General features: G+C 50.9%; 24 protein-coding genes. All 24 read right to left on the bottom strand.

Annotated features, from left to right (window positions below):
- Position 1: 1 nt before the first annotated feature.
- The 24 genes from tatB to H8L47_RS21110 all read right to left on the bottom strand — a co-directional run bounded on the left by tatB (position 2) and on the right by H8L47_RS21110 (position 18,262).
- The gene (tatB, locus tag H8L47_RS21225; RefSeq protein ID WP_186955601.1) at positions 2-487 is read right to left on the bottom strand and encodes a Sec-independent protein translocase protein TatB; all 486 of its coding nucleotides are present in this window, start codon (positions 485-487) and stop codon (positions 2-4) included.
- 46 nt (positions 488-533) lie between these two features.
- A complete protein-coding gene (gene tatA, locus H8L47_RS21220; RefSeq protein ID WP_186955600.1) occupies positions 534-752 on the bottom strand; it encodes a Sec-independent protein translocase subunit TatA in 219 nt (72 codons plus the stop codon).
- A gap of 86 nt (positions 753-838) precedes the next feature.
- Positions 839-1,210: a histidine triad nucleotide-binding protein gene (locus tag H8L47_RS21215; RefSeq protein ID WP_186955599.1), complete on the bottom strand. Its 372-nt coding sequence runs from the start codon at positions 1,208-1,210 to the stop codon at positions 839-841.
- A 36-nt stretch (positions 1,211-1,246) separates the two neighbouring features.
- Positions 1,247-1,600 (bottom strand): phosphoribosyl-ATP diphosphatase, encoded by a 354-nt coding sequence (locus H8L47_RS21210; RefSeq protein WP_186955598.1) that lies wholly within the window; start codon positions 1,598-1,600, stop codon positions 1,247-1,249.
- Positions 1,601-1,610: 10 nt separating this feature from the next.
- Entirely contained in the window at positions 1,611-2,012 is a 402-nt protein-coding gene (hisI, locus tag H8L47_RS21205) for a phosphoribosyl-AMP cyclohydrolase (RefSeq protein WP_186955597.1), read from the bottom strand.
- A complete protein-coding gene (hisF, locus tag H8L47_RS21200; RefSeq protein ID WP_186955596.1) occupies positions 2,009-2,773 on the bottom strand; it encodes an imidazole glycerol phosphate synthase subunit HisF in 765 nt (254 codons plus the stop codon). The genes hisI and hisF overlap by 4 nt, the downstream gene beginning before the upstream one ends.
- The gene (gene hisA / locus H8L47_RS21195; RefSeq protein WP_110256502.1) at positions 2,770-3,561 is read right to left on the bottom strand and encodes a 1-(5-phosphoribosyl)-5-[(5-phosphoribosylamino)methylideneamino]imidazole-4-carboxamide isomerase; all 792 of its coding nucleotides are present in this window, start codon (positions 3,559-3,561) and stop codon (positions 2,770-2,772) included. The genes hisF and hisA overlap by 4 nt, the downstream gene beginning before the upstream one ends.
- Before the next feature lie 111 nt (positions 3,562-3,672).
- Positions 3,673-4,311: an imidazole glycerol phosphate synthase subunit HisH gene (gene hisH / locus H8L47_RS21190; protein WP_186955595.1), complete on the bottom strand. Its 639-nt coding sequence runs from the start codon at positions 4,309-4,311 to the stop codon at positions 3,673-3,675.
- Between the two features lie 43 nt (positions 4,312-4,354).
- Positions 4,355-4,957 (bottom strand): imidazoleglycerol-phosphate dehydratase HisB, encoded by a 603-nt coding sequence (gene hisB / locus H8L47_RS21185; RefSeq protein WP_110256500.1) that lies wholly within the window; start codon positions 4,955-4,957, stop codon positions 4,355-4,357.
- The gene (gene hisC, locus H8L47_RS21180; RefSeq protein WP_186955594.1) at positions 4,954-6,042 is read right to left on the bottom strand and encodes a histidinol-phosphate transaminase; all 1,089 of its coding nucleotides are present in this window, start codon (positions 6,040-6,042) and stop codon (positions 4,954-4,956) included. The genes hisB and hisC overlap by 4 nt, the downstream gene beginning before the upstream one ends.
- A 181-nt stretch (positions 6,043-6,223) precedes the next feature.
- Positions 6,224-6,997: a DNA-methyltransferase gene (locus H8L47_RS21175; protein WP_186955705.1), complete on the bottom strand. Its 774-nt coding sequence runs from the start codon at positions 6,995-6,997 to the stop codon at positions 6,224-6,226.
- A gap of 37 nt (positions 6,998-7,034) precedes the next feature.
- On the bottom strand, positions 7,035-8,351 hold the full coding sequence (gene hisD, locus H8L47_RS21170) for a histidinol dehydrogenase (RefSeq protein WP_186955593.1): 1,317 nt from the start codon (positions 8,349-8,351) through the stop codon (positions 7,035-7,037).
- A 17-nt stretch (positions 8,352-8,368) separates the two neighbouring features.
- The gene (gene hisG / locus H8L47_RS21165) at positions 8,369-9,022 is read right to left on the bottom strand and encodes an ATP phosphoribosyltransferase (protein ID WP_186955592.1); all 654 of its coding nucleotides are present in this window, start codon (positions 9,020-9,022) and stop codon (positions 8,369-8,371) included.
- Complete coding sequence (gene murA / locus H8L47_RS21160) at positions 9,022-10,272, bottom strand: UDP-N-acetylglucosamine 1-carboxyvinyltransferase (protein ID WP_186955591.1); 1,251 nt, start codon at positions 10,270-10,272, stop codon at positions 9,022-9,024. The genes hisG and murA overlap by 1 nt, the downstream gene beginning before the upstream one ends.
- A complete protein-coding gene (locus H8L47_RS21155) occupies positions 10,272-10,508 on the bottom strand; it encodes a BolA family protein (RefSeq protein ID WP_186955590.1) in 237 nt (78 codons plus the stop codon). Before H8L47_RS21155 ends, murA begins: the two co-directional genes overlap by 1 nt.
- Before the next feature lie 82 nt (positions 10,509-10,590).
- Positions 10,591-11,346 (bottom strand): ABC transporter permease, encoded by a 756-nt coding sequence (locus H8L47_RS21150; protein WP_186955704.1) that lies wholly within the window; start codon positions 11,344-11,346, stop codon positions 10,591-10,593.
- 5 nt (positions 11,347-11,351) lie between these two features.
- A complete protein-coding gene (locus tag H8L47_RS21145) occupies positions 11,352-12,272 on the bottom strand; it encodes an ABC transporter ATP-binding protein (RefSeq protein ID WP_186955703.1) in 921 nt (306 codons plus the stop codon).
- A gap of 172 nt (positions 12,273-12,444) precedes the next feature.
- Positions 12,445-12,720 carry an STAS domain-containing protein gene (locus tag H8L47_RS21140; protein ID WP_186955589.1) on the bottom strand — a complete coding sequence of 92 codons (276 nt, stop codon included), beginning with the start codon at positions 12,718-12,720 and terminating at the stop codon, positions 12,445-12,447.
- 15 nt (positions 12,721-12,735) lie between these two features.
- Positions 12,736-13,389 carry an MlaC/ttg2D family ABC transporter substrate-binding protein gene (locus H8L47_RS21135; protein ID WP_186955588.1) on the bottom strand — a complete coding sequence of 218 codons (654 nt, stop codon included), beginning with the start codon at positions 13,387-13,389 and terminating at the stop codon, positions 12,736-12,738.
- Between the two features lie 124 nt (positions 13,390-13,513).
- Positions 13,514-14,287, bottom strand: coding sequence for an MlaA family lipoprotein (locus H8L47_RS21130; protein ID WP_230413853.1), 774 nt, complete (start codon positions 14,285-14,287; stop codon positions 13,514-13,516).
- Complete coding sequence (mlaD, locus tag H8L47_RS21125) at positions 14,284-14,760, bottom strand: outer membrane lipid asymmetry maintenance protein MlaD (protein ID WP_186955587.1); 477 nt, start codon at positions 14,758-14,760, stop codon at positions 14,284-14,286. The genes H8L47_RS21130 and mlaD overlap by 4 nt, the downstream gene beginning before the upstream one ends.
- A gap of 133 nt (positions 14,761-14,893) precedes the next feature.
- On the bottom strand, positions 14,894-15,664 hold the full coding sequence (gene mlaE / locus H8L47_RS21120; RefSeq protein ID WP_186955586.1) for a lipid asymmetry maintenance ABC transporter permease subunit MlaE: 771 nt from the start codon (positions 15,662-15,664) through the stop codon (positions 14,894-14,896).
- A complete protein-coding gene (locus tag H8L47_RS21115; protein ID WP_186955585.1) occupies positions 15,661-16,464 on the bottom strand; it encodes an ABC transporter ATP-binding protein in 804 nt (267 codons plus the stop codon). The genes mlaE and H8L47_RS21115 overlap by 4 nt, the downstream gene beginning before the upstream one ends.
- A 334-nt stretch (positions 16,465-16,798) precedes the next feature.
- Complete coding sequence (locus H8L47_RS21110) at positions 16,799-18,262, bottom strand: glutamate synthase subunit beta (RefSeq protein ID WP_186955584.1); 1,464 nt, start codon at positions 18,260-18,262, stop codon at positions 16,799-16,801.
- Positions 18,263-18,270: the final 8 nt, after the last annotated feature.

Genomic DNA, 18,270 nt, shown 5'->3' with positions numbered 1-18,270 from the left:
ATTAAAAGAAGCTGCCGCCGGAGCGGGGAGTGGCACGGTGACGCGCCATTCTTGCTGATCCAGAGACAATATGTTGGCGCTGGCCATGGCGGTTTTTATACCAGGCAGGCAGTGCCGAAGTGCGGGCAAGTTTTTTACGGCGGAAGTCTTTAGCCTTAACCGCCAGTTGCTCGGGCGTGGCGGTGTGTAACAAGCTGGTATCGGTTTCCTGGTCCAGATTGCGCAACTCCTGCTCGGTTTCTGACCAGGTCTGGTGTATGGATTGCTCTACATTGTGAGCGGTATCCTGTACATCCTTTTGCATCTTGCGCAATTCTTCCAGCTCGATTTCGCGGCTGACTTCAGACTTGACTTGATTGATATAACGTTGAGCGCGACCCAGCAGAGTGCCAGCCATCCTTGCCACCTTGGGCAATTTTTCAGGACCAATAACGATCAGGGCAACCACGCCTATAAGAGCCAGCTTACTGATACCCAGATCGATCATGCTGGCAACCCGGGTGAGGGCTGCACGTCAGTGCAAGGGAAATACATCACAGCTTGGATTTGTCTTTTGCTTCTACGTCGATGGTGCCCTTGTCAGCAACCTGCTGAGGTGCATCAGTTTTGTCTTCGTCACCCTTGACGCCATCCTTGAAACCCTTGACGGCCTTGCCCAGATCAGAACCGACATTACCCAGCTTCTTGGTGCCAAACACCAGCACGATGACAACCAGAACGATCAGCCAGTGCCAAATACTAAATGAACCCATTACTTACTCCCTGTGAGAGTCTTGCTCTCGAAAAATATGATTAAAGCTTGCATTGCCAAACACGAACTGATGCGGTGGCAACTCAATCAGCGCTGTCCGCGCCAGGGCTTGGGACCGCCTATCACATGCATGTGCAAATGATACACCTCCTGCCCACCATCTGGCCCGGTGTTGATGAGGGTTTTATAACCGCCAGACAAACTGCCATCAGCCTGCTGCACTGGCGCACAACCCTGCTCTTGCGCCAGCTTTGGGGCCAGCGCCAGCATTTTACCCAATAAGGCTGTATGTTCTGGCTGTATCGAAGACAAAGTATCGATATGAACTTTGGGAATAATCAACAAGTGCACTGGGGCAGCCGGGTTGATATCTTTAAAGGCAAGCAATTCTTCATCTTCATAAACACTGGCAGAAGGAATTTGTTTTGCAGCGATCTTACAAAAAATGCAGTTATCCACGTTTTATCCGTTCCTCAACAAGACGTATATTTATGTTCACGCATCCTTGCGTGCCGCTTTTTCTTCAATGCCAGAAATACCTTCACGCCTTGCCAGCTCATCCAGCACCTGCTGAGGGCTGAGATCATACTGCGCTAACATGACAAGCGAATGAAACCATAAGTCGGCGCACTCATATAAAAGCTTGGACGCATCGCCTGATACTCGCGCGTCTTTGGCAGCCATGACGGTTTCTGTTGCTTCTTCGCCTATTTTCTTCAAGATGGCATCGTCACCCTTGGAAAACAGGCGGGCCACATAGGATATCTCGGGGTCGCCGCCATTGACCAGCTTGCGGCTTTCTATGATCTCTGCCAGACGCTGCAAGGTCTGCTCTTGGGAAACAATCATAACAATATACTCATTTGTAAATACTTTCCGGATCTTTCAAGACCGGATCAACTGCTTGCCAGTCACCATCATTGAGGCTACCTTCGAACTTCTGGAAGAAGCAGGAATGACGACCAGTATGGCAGGCAATGCTGTCGGTCTGTTCTATCTTCAGCAAGACCACGTCTTCGTCACAATCGATGCGAATTTCTTTAACCTTCTGGACATGGCCTGATTCTTCGCCCTTATGCCAAAGTTTCTTGCGCGAGCGGCTCCAGTACACAGCTTCACCCAGTTCCACGGTCTTAGTCAGCGCATCGCGGTTCATCCATGCAAACATCAATATGTCATTACTGCTAGCTTCCTGGGCGATGACAGGCACCAGCCCGTTTTCATCCCACTTGACCTTGTTCAACCATTTTGCCGCGCTCATGACAACCTCATGGGGATATGTTGTGCAGCCATAAATTGTTTTGCTTCGCCTACTGTATGTTGTCCATAATGGAAGATACTGGCAGCCAGTACCGCATCGGCACCGCCCACTTTGATACCGTCGGCCAGGTCTTGCAAACCACCGACGCCACCAGAAGCGATGACGGGTATCGATACTGCATCTGACACTGCACGAGTGAGGCCAAGATCAAAACCCGAACGGGTACCATCCTTGTCCATGCTGGTCAGCAGGATTTCTCCTGCACCGAGTTTGGCCATGCGCTGCGCCCATTCGACTGCATCCAGACCGGTGGCATTACGGCCACCGTGGGTGAACACTTCCCATTTGCCTGGCCCCACATTTTTTGCATCAATAGCTACGACTATGCATTGCGAACCATACTTATGCGCCGCATCTGCCACCAATTGCGGATTGGTCACGGCAGAAGTATTGATACCCACCTTGTCGGCACCAGCATTGAGCAAACGGCGTACATCAGCCACCGTACGAACGCCACCACCAACAGTCAGCGGTATGAACACTTGCGAAGCCACGGCTTCGATAATAGGCAAGATCAGGTCGCGGCCATCCGACGATGCTGTGATATCGAGGAAAGTAATTTCATCAGCGCCCTGCCCGTCATAACGACGGGCGATTTCTACCGGGTCACCGGCGTCGCGCAGCTCCTGAAAATTAATGCCCTTGACGACGCGGCCAGCGGTCACATCCAGACAAGGGATAATACGTTTGGCTAAGCTCATTCAGTCTCTTCTTCATCATCGAATTCACCACTGAGCTCATCGGCACGGTCTTGTGCAGACAACAAATCCAGCGTGCCTTCATAAATCGAACGGCCACAAATCACACCTTCTATACCCTCGTCCTGCACAGCGCACAGGGCTTCGACGTCGGCCAGTACATGCACGCCGCCAGAAGCGATGACGGGAATGCTGACAGCTTGCGCCAGTTTGACAGTGGCCTCAATATTCACGCCACCCATCATGCCGTCACGGCCTATGTCGGTATAGACAATGGCTTCCACGCCATAACCTTCAAATTTCTTGGCGAGGTCGATGACTTCATGGCCCGACAATTTGCTCCAGCCATCAGTAGCTACCTTGCCATCCTTGGCATCAATGCCGACAATGATCTGGCCTGGGAAGGCACTGCATGCATCGGCCAAAAAGCCTGGGTTCTTGACTGCAGCGGTGCCTATGATGATGTAGGACAGGCCATCATCAAGATAGCGTTCTATGGTATCAAGGTCACGGATGCCGCCACCGAGTTGTACCGGGATTTCTTCGGTATCGGTTTCTTCTGCGTAATCACGCACCGCTTGTATGATGGCTTTGACCGCCGCCTCGTTCTTGGGCTTGCCGGCAAAAGCGCCGTTCAAATCCACCAGATGCAGACGACGCGCGCCCTGACGCAGCCAATGGCGCGCCATTTCGGCAGGGTCTTCAGAAAATACGGTAGCCTGGTCCATATCGCCTTGTTTAAGGCGTACGCAGTGGCCATCTTTCAGGTCTATAGCAGGGATGAGCAGCATGATATGAGAAAAAGTAGGGACGTCAATTAAACAATAAGAGAAGACAATTAGAACGGACAATACCAGTTAACAATCAGAGTAAACAATTTACATAAGACATTACATAGCCACTTATGGTTTCCAGTGTACAAAATTCTTATACAGTTGCAAGCCAGCCGATGCACTCTTTTCTGGGTGAAACTGGGTAGCAAAGATATTGTCGCGCGCCACTGCACAGGCAAACAGGCCACCGTAATCCGTCATACCGACCGCATGTTGTACATCTGCAGGTTGGGCATAATAGCTATGCACAAAATAAAAATAGGCATCGTCAGCAATGTCTTGCCACAAGGCATGAGACTGCGATTGCTGCACACGGTTCCAGCCCATTTGTGGAACTTTGTAACGCGAGCCATCTGCCTGCAATAGTCCATCCAGTGCAAAGCGTACCACTTTACCGGGCAACAGGCCCAAACCGGGCGTATTACCCTCTTCACTCACATCAAACAGCATTTGTTCACCGACGCAAACACCAAACAGCGGTTTGCTGCGGGCAGCTTCCAGCAAGGCATCTTGCAAGCCTGATTCACGCAGGCAGCTCATGCAATCCGGCATGGCGCCCTGCCCGGGCAAAACTATGCGGTCTGCGCTACGGATATCGGCGACTTCGCCAGAAATCAGCACATTCGCTTCAGGGGCCACGGCACGCAGGGCTTGCGCTACTGAGCGCAAATTACCCATACCATAATCTACTACAACAATTTTATTCATAATGGATCACCAGCCGGGCTGGTATCTGCTATCTGTATTGCGATTAAAGGCTGCCTTTGGTCGAGGGTATGGTTCCTGCCGCACGCGCATCCAGCTCAGTCGCCATGCGCAGGGCGCGGCCAAAGGCTTTGAATACAGTTTCACATTGATGATGAGAATTGTCGCCGCGCAAGTTATCGATATGCAAGCTGACTAAAGCATGATTGACGAAACCCTGGAAAAATTCACGGGTCAGGTCTACATCAAAATTGCCTATCATGGCGCGAGTGAACGGGATATGGTATTCCAGGCCTGGACGGCCGGAAAAGTCGATGACCACGCGTGATAATGCCTCGTCCAGAGGCACATAAGCATGACCATAACGGCGTATGCCTTTTTTATCACCAATCGCCTTGGCAAAGGCCTGGCCAAGGGTAATACCAACGTCTTCTACCGTGTGGTGAGCATCAATATGCAAGTCGCCGACGGCTTCTATGTCCAGATCGATCAGGCCATGACGGGCAATCTGATCCAGCATATGATCCAAAAAAGGGACGCCGGTATTGAGTTTTTGCTGGCCTGTGCCATCCAGATTGATGGCAACACGGATTTGTGTTTCATTGGTATTGCGGGTAACCGCCGCAATGCGTTCTATGGGCTTATTCATTTTGATGATAAAGATGCTGCCAGGGCAGCAAGAAAAAGAGCATTCTCTTCCCGGGTACTGACTGTAATGCGCAGACAGTTACCCAGCAGATTATGCATTTTACCTACATTTTTGACTAAAATTTTTTGTTCGCGTAATTTCACAAAGACTTGTTCGGCATTCGCAACACGTATCAGCACAAAATTGGCAGCAGAAGGAAAGACTTGCACGCCTGGCAAGCTTGCCATCGCGGCCATTAACTCAGTGCGTTGCTGGCGCAATTCTGCTGCCTGGGCATCCAGTACTTCTACCCTGGCCAGTACAAATTCTGCTGCTGCCTGCGTCAGGACATTGATGTTGTAAGGCGGGCGCACTTTTTCAAATTCATGCATCAGGGCATTATTGCCCGCCATATAACCAAGACGTATGCCCGCCAGGCCCAGCTTGGAGACAGTGCGCATGACGACCAGATTATCAAACTCTGCCAGACGTGACATGAAGCTGGCCTGGGCAAAGGGCTGATAGGCTTCATCGACAATGACGATGCCATTATCACCAACTGCCTGCAAGATGGCGACCATATCGTCAGCCTCGTAAAGCGTGCCGGTAGGATTATTGGGGTAAGCCAGATAGGTGATGGCTGGTTGATGCTCAGCTATGGCTGCCAGCATGGCCGCCTGGTTCAGCGTGAAATCAGAGTTCAGGTCCACGCCAACAAATTCCAGCCCGGCAAACAGGGCTGACATGGCATACATGACAAAGCCCGGCACCGGTGCCAGCACCTTGGCACCCGGTTTGGCGCAGGCGATGGAAACCATGCTGATGAGTTCATCCGAGCCATTGCCAAGAACGATGTCATGGCCGGCAGGTACGCCTAGTTTGTCAGCAATCAATTGTTTGAGGCTGGCATAGGCCGGTTGTGGATAACGATTCAATGCCACGCCTGCCAGATGGTTGGCCAGTTCCTGTTGCATAGCAGGGGGCAGCAGGTAAGGGTTTTCCATCGCATCCAGCTTCAGTAAGCCACTGGCGTCCGGCACGTGATAAGCGGACAGACTGGCTATTTCAGGGCGTATCAGTTTGGTGATGCTCAATTTTTGCTCCATGTTCAGGACTAGTACTAAGAGGCTGTTGCGAAATTAACCTGGCGTTGTTGCACCTCCTTGCCGTGCTAAAGCACTGTCTGCGTCGGCGCGCCTAGCCGGGGGCGCCTAGCCGGGGGCGCCTAGCCATCTTAACTTCGCAACAACCTCTTAGAAAATCACGCAGACCAAGTCTCAACACAAATCAGGCAGAAAGTGCTTCCGTGTCGATCAAGGCCAGGCGATTTTCTATCATTGCGCAATAGTCGGGATTTAATTCAAATCCGACAAAATCACGCCCACAACGTTTGGCAGCTACGGCGGTGGTGCCGCTGCCCATGAAGGGATCGAGTACAACACCGCCTGGTGGGCAGGAAGCCTTGATCATGCGCTCGATGATTTCGAGCGGTTTTTGGGTAGGATGTTCTTCACGTTCGGCATGCTCTCTGTGCAGGCGCGAAACACTCCAGACATCCTTGGGATTGAATCCCATTTCCAGCCACTTTGCACCCTCAAAAATCTTGCGGCTGCGAGCTTTCTTGGTGGCTGCATCATACGGTATGCGTATGGCATCCAGGTCAAAATAGTAATCCTTGGCTTTGACAAAAAAACCTATCGTGTCATGTACCGACGAGTACTTCCTAACCGTACCGCCCATGGATGGCACGCGCCTGTCCCAGATGATTTCATTCATCATGCTCATGCGCTGCTTGAGCATGACAAAGACTTCTGGCGAATAACGCCAGGTCAGAAAGATATAAAGACTGCCATTCGCCTTCAGCTTGGGCAGCGCCAAGTCTATCCACTGCGCCATCCATTCCAGATAAGCCGCCGACTCCATCTTGTCTGATTCATTGCCATAATCCTTGCCCAGACCATAAGGTGGGTCAGCCAGCAATAAATCGATGCTGGCATCGGGCAAACGCGCCAGACCTTGCAGCGCGTCTTCACAAAAAACCTGGTTACGCCATTCAGCCATCATATGCGGGTATTCATAACTGGCAGCAGTTTCGCTTTCATGACTTGAGCCGAAATTCTGCGCTACGGGCATGGGCTTGCAAGCCTTCGCCATAAGCGAGTTCAGCCGCTACCTTGCCCAGGGTCTGCGCGCCCTGTTCACTGACGAAAATCATCGATGAACGTTTTTGGAAATCATAGACACCTAGCGGTGAAGAGAAACGCGCCGTGCGTGAAGTTGGCAAGACATGGTTGGGGCCAGCGCAGTAATCACCCAGGGATTCAGATGAATAGCGACCGAGGAACATGGCACCGGCATGGCGTATCTTTTCTGCCCATTGCTGAGGATTTTCTGCGGAAATTTCCAGATGTTCTGCCGCGATGCTATTGGCGATTTCGCAGGCTTCATCCATATCACGCACCTTGATCAGTGCGCCACGATTGGCCAGTGAAGTGCGTATCACTTCATTCCTCGGCATATCAGGCAAGAGCTTGATGATGCTGGCCTGCACTGCTTCGATATAGGTTTCATCCGGGCATAATAAAATGGATTGCGCCAGTTCATCATGTTCAGCTTGCGAAAACAAATCCATGGCAACCCAGTCAGGGTCAGTCGTGCCATCGCACAAGACCAAAATCTCGGACGGACCGGCAATCATATCTATGCCGACCACACCAAACACACGGCGCTTGGCCGCAGCCACATAGGCATTACCGGGGCCAACGATCTTATCGACAGCAGGTATTGTCGCCGTACCATAAGCCAAAGCGCCGACAGCCTGGGCACCACCAATTGTGAACACGCGGTCAACACCGGCAATCGCGGCAGCTGCCAATACCAGCGGATTTTTTACACCGTCTGGCGTAGGTACGACCATGATAATTTCTTTGACGCCTGCCACCTTGGCCGGTATTGCATTCATCAATACGGAAGATGGGTAAGCAGCCTTGCCGCCTGGCACATAGATGCCAACACGGTCCAGTGGGGTGACTTTTTGGCCGAGCACGGTGCCGTCAGCTTCGGTATAGCTGAAACCGGCTGAGCCACATTCTGCCTTCTGAATTTCGTGATAAGCGCGTACACGTGCTGCTGCCGTTTCCAGCGCAGTGCGGCGTTCTGTATTCAGCGATGCCAATGCAGCCTGCATCTCTTCTTGCGTTAACTCCAGCGCGGCAACGCTGCTAGCATTCAGACGATCAAAACGATTGGTCGCTTCCAGCACTGCGGTATCGCCACTGGTTTTGACGCTGGCCAAAATCTGCGCAGCGGCGCGGTCTATCGCCTCATCTTCACTCGCTTCAAAAGCCAGAAGTGAAGTCAGTTTTCTGGAAAAATCTGCATCGGTAGTATCAAGCCGGGTAATCAGGGATGCCATACTGTTCTCTTGGTCAATTATGCATTTGCCTTGGAAGCACGATCAAATGCTTCCAATATGGGTTGCAGGCGTTCACGCTTCAGTTTCAGGGCAGCCTGATTAACTACCAAACGCGAAGAAATTTCCATGATGTGTTCCACTTCCACCAGGTTATTTGCGCGTAGGGTGCTGCCGGTGCTGACCAGATCAACAATCGCATCTGACAACCCTACCAGTGGTGCCAGCTCCATCGAGCCATACAGTTTGATCAGATCGACGTGCACACCCTTGGCAGCAAAATGCTGACGCGCAGTTTCGGTGTACTTGGTAGCAACGCGCAGGCGCGCTCCCTGGCGCACGGCATTTTCATAATCAAAACCCACTGACACTGCAACTGACATGCGGCATTTGGCTATGTTTAAATCGATAGGCTGGTACAGGCCTGCTCCACCATGTTCATGCAAGACATCCTTGCCTGCCACGCCAAAATCAGCCGCGCCATATTGCACATAGGTAGGCACATCCGATGCACGCACGATGATGACGCGCACGTCAGGATCATTGGTCGCCAGTATCAGCTTGCGCGACTTCTCTGGATCTTCCGTCACGCGTATGCCTGCCGCCTCCAGCAATGGCAGTGTTTCTTCAAAGATGCGGCCCTTGGACAAGGCCAATGTCAGTTGTGAAGACATTATTTGACTCGCTGTATTTGTGCACCAACTGCGGAGAGTTTGACTTCCATGCGGTCATAGCCGCGGTCCAGATGGTAGATGCGGTCAATCAGGGTTTCACCCTCTGCCACCATGGCAGCGATCACCAGCGACGCGGATGCACGCAGATCAGTTGCCATGACTGGCGCTCCGACAAGTCTGTCGACACCATTCACGATCGCAGTATGACCGTCGATTTCTATCTTCGCACCCAGGCGGTTCATTTCCTGTACATGCATGAAGCGGTTTTCAAAGATCGTTTCAGTGACGATGCTGGTACCCTGGGCGATACAGTCCAGCGCCATGAATTGCGCCTGCATGTCAGTCGGGAAGCCAGGGTATTCCGTCGTGCGGAAACCAACCGCCTTGGGGCGGCCACTCATCTGCGCACGTATCCAGTCTGGGCCTGTCGTCAATATCACGCCTGCTTCACGCAATTTGTCGAGCGCGACATCGAGGATGTCACTACGTGTGTTTTTCAAGGTGATGTCACCACCGGTGGCAGCCACTGCACACAGGAAGGTTGCCGTCTCTATGCGGTCAGCAATCACGGTGTGGGTCGCGCCATGCAAACTCTCAACGCCCTGTATGACGAGGCGGTCTGTGCCTATGCCTTCAATCTTCGCACCCATGGCCACCAGCAGGTTGGCGAGGTCAGTGACTTCTGGTTCACGTGCGGCATTTTCCAGCACGGTTTCACCTTCGGCCAAAGTAGCGGCCATCAGCAAATTCTCGGTGCCTGTCACGGTAATCATGTCAGTGACGATGCGTGCACCTTTGAGTTTCTTGGCCTTGGCGTGGATGTAACCAGCTTCAATATTGATCTCGGCACCCATGGCTTGCAAGCCCTTGATGTGCTGATCAACAGGGCGCGAGCCTATCGCGCAACCACCAGGCAGGGATACCTTGGCCTCACCAAAACGTGCCAGCAAAGGGCCTAGCACGAGTATAGATGCGCGCATGGTTTTCACCAGGTCATACGGTGCTTCGAGTTTGTCTATGGCGGAGCCATTAAGAGTGGTCACACCATTTTCCTGCGTGACTTGCAAACCCATCTGACGCAGCAATTTCAACATGGTGCTGACGTCTTGCAGCGAAGGTACATTATGCAATTCCACATTGCCCGACGTCAGCAAGCCTGCGCACAAGATAGGAAGTGCAGCATTTTTTGCGCCGGAAATCGTGATGTCACCATTCAGGCGTTTGCCGCCTGTAATCAATAATTTATCCATTATGCAGCGTACTCTTCAGGCGTCAGGGTTTTCATGGAAAGGGCATGTATTTCTTCACGCATGCGGTCACCCAGCACGGCGTAGACGATTTGATGACGCTGTATCGGGCGCTTGCCAACAAAGGCGGCAGACACGATCACTGCATTGAAATGCTGGCCGTCGCCTTCGACTTCCAGGTGCGTACATTCCAGACCAGCTGCAATGTAATTTTTAATTTGTTCGGGCGTAGGAAACACGGCTAACTCTCTTGATCAAAATGGTGAAGCTAAGGTTGTACTTGGATGCTGATTTAATTCAATAACGCACTTGGTAACTTGCTCAATGTCGTAACTTGTAGCCACGTTTCAGCATATTGATGGCGATGGCAGCAAGCAAGATCGAGAACACGGAAACAATCATCAGGCTGTGCAGAGGATCAACATCGGACTTGCCGAAGAAGCCAAAGCGGAAGCCATCTATCATGTAGAAAAACGGATTGAAACGCGAAATACTCTGCCAGATGCCAGGCAGGGAATGTATGGAATAAAACACACCCGACAAGAAGGTGGCAGGCATGATCAAAAAGTTCTGGAAAGCGGCGAGCTGGTCAAATTTTTCTGCCCAGATACCAGCAATCAAACCCATGGTACCCAGCATCGCGGCACCGAGGAAAGCGAAAATAACTATCCACCAGGGCGCTACAAAATGCAGGTCGGCAAACCAGGCTGTCGCAATGAAGACCCCTGCACCCACCGCAACGCCCCGCAATATCGCGGCCAGTACATAGGCACTGAAAATTTCCCAATGCGACAGTGGTGGTAACAAGATGAAGACCAGATTGCCGGTGATCTTGGATTGGATCAGTGAAGAAGATGAATTCGCAAACGCATTTTGCAAAACACTCATCATCACCAAGCCGGGCACCAGAAAGGCTGTGTACTTGACGCCGGGATAAACCTGCACATGATCTTCCAGCACGTGGCCAAAAATCAGCAAATACAGGATGGCGGTCATGATGGGCGCAGTAATGGTTTGCGTTGCCACTTTCCAGAAGCGCAAGACCTCTTTATAGAACAGGGTATTAAAACCGGTCATGCTGCTCATTTGTTGCCCTCCATGATTTGCAGGAAGACATCTTCCAGATCAGCTTGCAATAAATGCATATCTTCTATCACACAGCCATCTGCACGAAAAGCAGCCAACATGCCTTCGACCTGATTGTAGTCAGTCACACGCAGGGCAAATTGACGCGGGTCAGCCTGGATTTCATGACTGATGACTTTATCGCGCAAAATGGCAGGCAAAGTCACTACACCATTGGCTGCCAGGGTAATGCGCAATTGCGAACCAGAAATGCGCTTGATGAGATTCGCTGTACTATCGAGTGCCACGACCTTGCCCAGTTTCAGCATGGCGATGCGATTACACAGGGCCTGTGCCTCTTCCAGATAATGCGTGGTCAAAACGACAGTATGGCCTTCACGATTCAGACGGGCAATAAATTGCCACAAGGTCTGGCGCAATTCTACATCGACACCCGCGGTTGGTTCATCCAGCACAATGACGGGCGGTTTATGCACCAGCGCCTGCGCGACCAGCACACGGCGCTTCATGCCGCCGGACAGGGCGCGCATATTGACGTCAGCCTTGTTGGTCAGGTCGAGGTTTTCCATGACCTCGTCTATCCATTTGTCATTGTTCTTCAGACCAAAATAGCCAGACTGCATGCGCAGGGTTTCACGTACTGTGAAGAAGGGATCGAATACCAGCTCTTGCGGCACTACACCAAGATTCTTGCGGGCATTGCGGTAGTCACTGACCACATCATGGCCTTGCACGGTGATATTGCCAGCATCGGCGCGGTTCAAGCCTGCCAAAATGGAAATCAGGGTAGTCTTGCCTGCACCATTTGGCCCCAGCAAACCGAAAAACTCACCCTCTTCTATCGTGAGTGAGACACCACCCAGAGCCTGTAGCGACTGGTAGCGTTTTTGTATGTTGCTAATTTGTATGGCTGCCATCTGGCGTGTTTGCACAAAGTGCTCATCAGGGAATTAAGAACCGGAAAACCCGGTTTCTTGCCACTTAAGTGGCGAAACCTTTGATTATAGGGGATTTTCGGTGTTTGATCTGAAATGGCATGCTGGTGTTGTCACCATGTATGCCTTTCAGGAAAAGAAACTCAGGATGCGATCAATGTCGCTCTGGTGTATGCAGCTGGAATTGCTCGTTGAGACCATATAGTGCCAGTATGCTCAGCAAACTGGCAGGCACCCCCGTGAAATGCAGTTTCAAGCCTTGTTGGATCGCCTGACGTTGCCAGGCGATCATGACGGCAACTGCGCTGGAGTCAATCTTGGTCAAGGCCGACAAGTCGAACTCGGACTGACCTTCAGCTAAAGCAGACAAGCCTGCAGCGACAACTGCATTGGCATTACCGTGGCTAAGCTCACCCGTTACTGTATACACGATAGATTCCCGGAATTATTTTGCAGCCGCTTTTGCAGCACTGGAAGCAGCCAACTTTTTATTCTTGTCGGCCAGGACTTTGATCAGGCCATCGATACCGGATTTGCTGATTTCAGCAGAAAAACTGCCTTTATAGGTTTCCACCAACCAGGCACCCAGTACATTAATATCAAAAATCTTCCAGCCTGTTGACAATTTTTCCAGGCGATAATTCAGGACGACAGGTTCACCACGCGACTGTATGACTTGTGTGCGAACCTCTACTTCGGTATCACCAGGATCGGCACGCATAGGTTTGAATTCCACGCGTTGATCCTTGATCTGGGAAATCGCACCAGAGTAAGTAAATACCAACAAAGTACGGAACTCATTGGTCAATTGTTTTTGCTGTTCTGGCGTCGCTTCTTTCCAGCTCTTGCCAGCAGCCAGTGAAGTCATGCGTGGAAAGTCGATATGTGGCAGGATTTTGCTTTCCACCATGTCATAGACTTTCTTTTGATTTCCCGCCTGTATATCCTTGTCATTTTTTGCCAACTCCAGAATTTCCTGGCTCAGGCGTTTGACCAGTGCGTCAGGTGCTTCCTGTGCTTGGGCGGCACCACTGGACAGCCCAGCGATGAGCAAACTGGCAAATATCAAACTAAAAAATTTTGTCAGAGTTCGTTTCATTTTCTTATTCCTGTTCCTGTTTTGCGGCAAACGCCGCACATGAGCAGTTAACTTGTCAGCAGCCTCGGCGGTTGACCCAGTTCACTACAGCTTCATCAATTCTTACAATTTCAAAGACAACTACTTAATCAACATCAGGACTAACCTGACCGGCGCGACGCTGCAGATAGGCGTCGCGGAAGAAGACATACTTGTCGAGCGCTGCTTCTTCCAGCAGACTGCCGGCATCCAGTACTGATGCACGCTTGTCAACCAGACGCACTACCGAGCCTATGTTCTTGATATACATGGGACGCTTGTAGTACCACAAATCACCCCGCATATCGACCGGCATAGCAAGGGCATCACGGACCGTCGATGGCCCAAATACCGGCAAAACCAGGTAAGGACCAGACCTGACACCCCAGCGCCCCATTGTCTGGCCAAAATCTTCATTATGCTTGGGCATGCCCGCCGCCGAGCCTATGTCTATCAAGCCGCCTATACCGAGTGTGGTGTTAATGGCAAAACGCATGACATCAGTAGCGCCATCATTGACCCGGCCCTGCAGCAAGTTGTTCACTGCATTCCATACATCTCCAATATTGCTGAAGAAATTACCTATGCCGGTTTGTACAAACCCCGGTGTTGCAGCACGGTAAGCCTCTGCCACTGGCTTGACCACTGCAGTATCGACCGTATCATTAAAGCTGAACATGGCGCGGTTAAAGCCCTCCAGAGGGTCACGCGGGTTCTTACCTATATTGGTCTTCGTGCTTAATACATCAAGTGTCTTGTCTGCCTTGTCCTTGATTTTCTCTACCGCTATCGTGCTGCAACCGGTCAGCAAGACACTGGTCAGCAAAAGGAACATCGCCAAGATCCTGCTACTGGCAGGAAATTTATTTGTTCTTGTCATTTTTTCTCTTCCGTATTACCGTCTGCTGCTTTACTGAAAAGGAACTGACTAATCAGGCTTTCCAGCACGATGGCATCCTGAGTAAATGTAATTCTGTCACCTGCAGCCAACAATTTTTCATCAGTACCTGCAGTTAATCCTATGTACTGCTCACCAAGCAAACCTGCTGTCAGTACCTTGATGGATGAATTTTTTGGGAATTTATAACGCTTCTCCAACTCCATGACGACAGTCGCCTGGTAGGTTTTATCGTCAAATTTGATTTCGCTGATGCGCCCTACAACCACTCCCGCACTTTTTACTGCAGCCCTGGGCTTGAGCCCGCCGATATTGTCGAAGCGTGCAGTAACAGTATAGGTCTGCTCAAACGATAAGGAACTCAAATTGCCTGCCTTGAGTGCCAGAAACAACAGTGCAGCAGCGCCTAGCAAAACAAATAGGCCTACCCAAAAGTCGAGAGATTTTTTTTCCATTTTTCTTTTCCACCAATTCTTGCGATTTCTTACGTTTTCTTACGTTTTTACCAATCGCCCTGCTTCAGCGCACGTTTTTGGCAAATAATTCAGTTTGCTCAGGGCGCTCAAGCAAAAGCCTGACACAGTTGCACTATTGGAACATCCATGCGGTCAGCAGGAAATCCAGCAACAGTACCAGCAAAGAGGATATGACCACGGTTCTGGTGGTGGCACGCGCTACGCCCTCGGGGGTAGGCTGTGCTTCATAGCCCTGGAATAATGCAACAAAGCTTACTGCAAAACCAAAAACGATGCTTTTGACAACACCATTGCCTATATCCTGAAAAACTTCGACCCCAGACTGCATCTGCGACCAAAATGCACCATTATCGACACCGATGAGTTTCACACCAACGACATAACCACCAATAATGCCCATAGCATTAAAGATGCATGTCAATATCGGCAAGGCGATGATGCCAGCCAGAAAACGTGGGGCCAGCACCCTTTGTATGGGGTTGACTGCCATCATTTCCATCGCGGCCAGTTGTTCACCGGCTTTCATCAAACCTATCTCTGCCGTCAGTGAAGTACCGGCACGTCCGGCAAACAGCAAGGCGGTCACGACGGGCCCAAGTTCACGCACCAGTGAAAGTGCCACCAGCAAACCCAGCGCTTCTGCAGAACCATAACGGTTCAGCGTGTAATAACCCTGATAGGCCAGTACAAAACCGACAAACAATCCAGACACGGCAATAATCAGCATGGAATAATTGCCGATGAAATGAATCTGGTCTGTTATCAAACGCGGTCTGCGCCACAAGCCCAGGCAATTCACCAATATGGAGAAAAAACTGCGGGCCGCATAACCCACATCAGCCAAGGTCGACCTGACAAAACCACCAATTTTTTCTATGATCATGCGCGCGTCTCCAAACCCAGTTCCGCTTGCAGGGATGCACCGGGATAATGGAAAGGCACGGGTCCATCTGCCTCTGCATGTACAAACTGCTTCACATACGGGTCTTCTGAAACCCGCATTTCTGCTGGCGTACCTTGTGCGACGATTTTGCCTTTGGACAAAAAGTAGACATAGTCAGCAATCGCAAAAGTTTCATGCACATCATGCGACACCAGAATAGACGTAGACCCCAGAGCGTCGTTCAAGTTCCGTATTAAATTGGCAGCAACGCCCATGGAGATAGGGTCCAGCCCGGCAAAGGGTTCGTCATACATGAGCAATTCAGGGTCCAGCGCAACTGCACGGGCCAGTGCCACACGCCTGGCCATACCGCCAGAAATTTCGGCAGGCATGAGAGCAGCGGCATTGCGCAGGCCAACTGCCTGCAACTTCAGCAAGACCAGATCACGTATCATGGCTTCGCTAAGATTGGTATGTTCGCGCATGGGAAAGGCCACATTATCAAAAACATTCAAGTCTGTGAACAAGGCGCCATGCTGGAACAGCATGCCCATTTTTCTGCGTATGGCGTACAAGCCCTGCGTGTCTAGCTCAGCAATCTCTTGCCCGTTGACCTTGATACTGCCACGCTGGGCGCGGATTTGCCCGCCTATCAGGCGCAAGATCGTGGTCTTGCCAGAACCTGAACCACCCATGACAGCAATCAGTTTACCGCGTGGGAAATCCATATGGAGTTCAGACAAGATAGTCCTGTCTCCATACCCAAACTGGATATCGCGAATTTCTACAAGATTTGGCACAGCAGTGGATAAATAGTTTTATGAAACCCAGATTGTAATGCAGAAAGGCGCAGAGGGTTGTACAGACAACTATGTCGAAAAAACAAGAAATTGATGAATATTCAGAATAATCCTGTTATTACGCGCAAAACGCGATAAATGGAAATTTTTCCGAATTTAATTCAAACAAAGGGGGTGAAAAATAATTTTTTTAATGAACGGAAAGTCAGTTATTTACAATTCCCTTTTCAAAACTGACTTTATCTTAGCTGATTTGCCTTAGATTTTTACTCACAAGGACAAATCAGCCGGGCCTTGCAAATGCCAATTCAGGCACTCACTCCAACTGCCATTCTTAGCGAGGCAAAACAGAATCACCCATCAGGAAGGCATCCACTTCACGCGCACATTGGCGCCCTTCACGTATTGCCCACACTACCAGCGACTGACCACGACGCATATCACCCGCTGCATAGACCTTGTCTACATTGGTCTTGTAGCAGCCAGCACCGTCTGTGCTTGCCCTGGCATTGCCGCGCGCATCCTTATCAACGCCAAAAGCATCCAGCACTTGTTGTACTGGCGAGACAAAACCCATGGCCAGCAAGACCAGGTCAGCTTTCATTTCAAATTCAGAATCCGGCACTTCCTGCATCTTGCCGTCTTTCCATTCGACGCGGCAGGCGATCAGTTTTTCTACCTTGCCAGCCTTGCCTTCGAGGCGCTTGGTCGCTACTGCCCAGTCACGGTCGCAACCTTCTTCATGCGAAGACGAGGTGCGCAGCTTGGTTGGCCAGTAAGGCCAGACCATGGGTTTGTTTTCTTGTTCTGGCGGCTGAGGCATGAGTTCAAACTGGGCTACTGATTTGGCACCATGACGGTTGGAAGTACCAACGCAATCAGAACCGGTATCACCACCACCGATGACGACCACATGCTTGCCACTGGCCATGATCTGGTCCTTGACCTTGTCACCGGCATTGACCTTGTTTTGCAAAGGCAAAAAATCCATGGCGAAATGCACGCCTTTGAGTTCACGGCCAGGTACTGGCAGGTCACGTGGAGTTTCTGCACCACCGGCGATGATGACAGCATCAAAATCTTTTTGCAGTTGCTCAGGCGAGATTGTTTCCTTGGCCCAGTTGGTCACTGTTGCCGGGAAATCCTTGCCGACGAATACACTGGTACGGAAAGTCACGCCTTCAGCCACCATCTGGTCTACCCGGCGGTCAATATGGGATTTTTCCATCTTGAAATCAGGAATGCCATAACGCAGCAAACCACCGACGCGGTCATTCTTTTCAAATACGGTCACATCATGGCCTACACGTGCCAGTTGCTGAGCAGCCGCCATACCTGCAGGGCCTGAGCCAACCACGGCAATTTTCTTGCCTGTCTTGACAGAAGGAATTTGCGGTACAACCCAGCCATTTTCCCAGCCTTTGTCGATGATGAAATGTTCTATCGACTTGATACCAACAGCATCGCTATTGATACCCAGGGTACAGGCAGACTCACAAGGTGCCGGACAAATACGACCTGTGAATTCAGGGAAGTTATTGGTGGAATGCAGGGTATCGAGCGCCAGTTTGTAATTGCCGTTATAAACCAGGTCATTCCAGTCAGGGATGATGTTGTTGACTGGGCAACCGTTATTACAGAAAGGAATACCGCAATCCATGCAGCGTGCGGCCTGTACTTTGGCCTGGCCATCTTCAAGATGCACCAAAAATTCCTTGTAATGCTTTTTGCGTGACTGCGGTGCTTCGCTTGCTTCTTGCAAACGCTGGTATTCCATGAAGCCGGTAACTTTACCCATTTTCTAAC

Source organism: Undibacterium umbellatum, assembly GCF_014284125.1.
In the GTDB taxonomy this organism is placed as follows: domain Bacteria; phylum Pseudomonadota; class Gammaproteobacteria; order Burkholderiales; family Burkholderiaceae_D; genus Undibacterium; species Undibacterium umbellatum.
The sequence above is the reverse complement of the archived record's forward strand: the minus strand, read 5'-3'. Positions and strand labels throughout refer to the sequence as shown.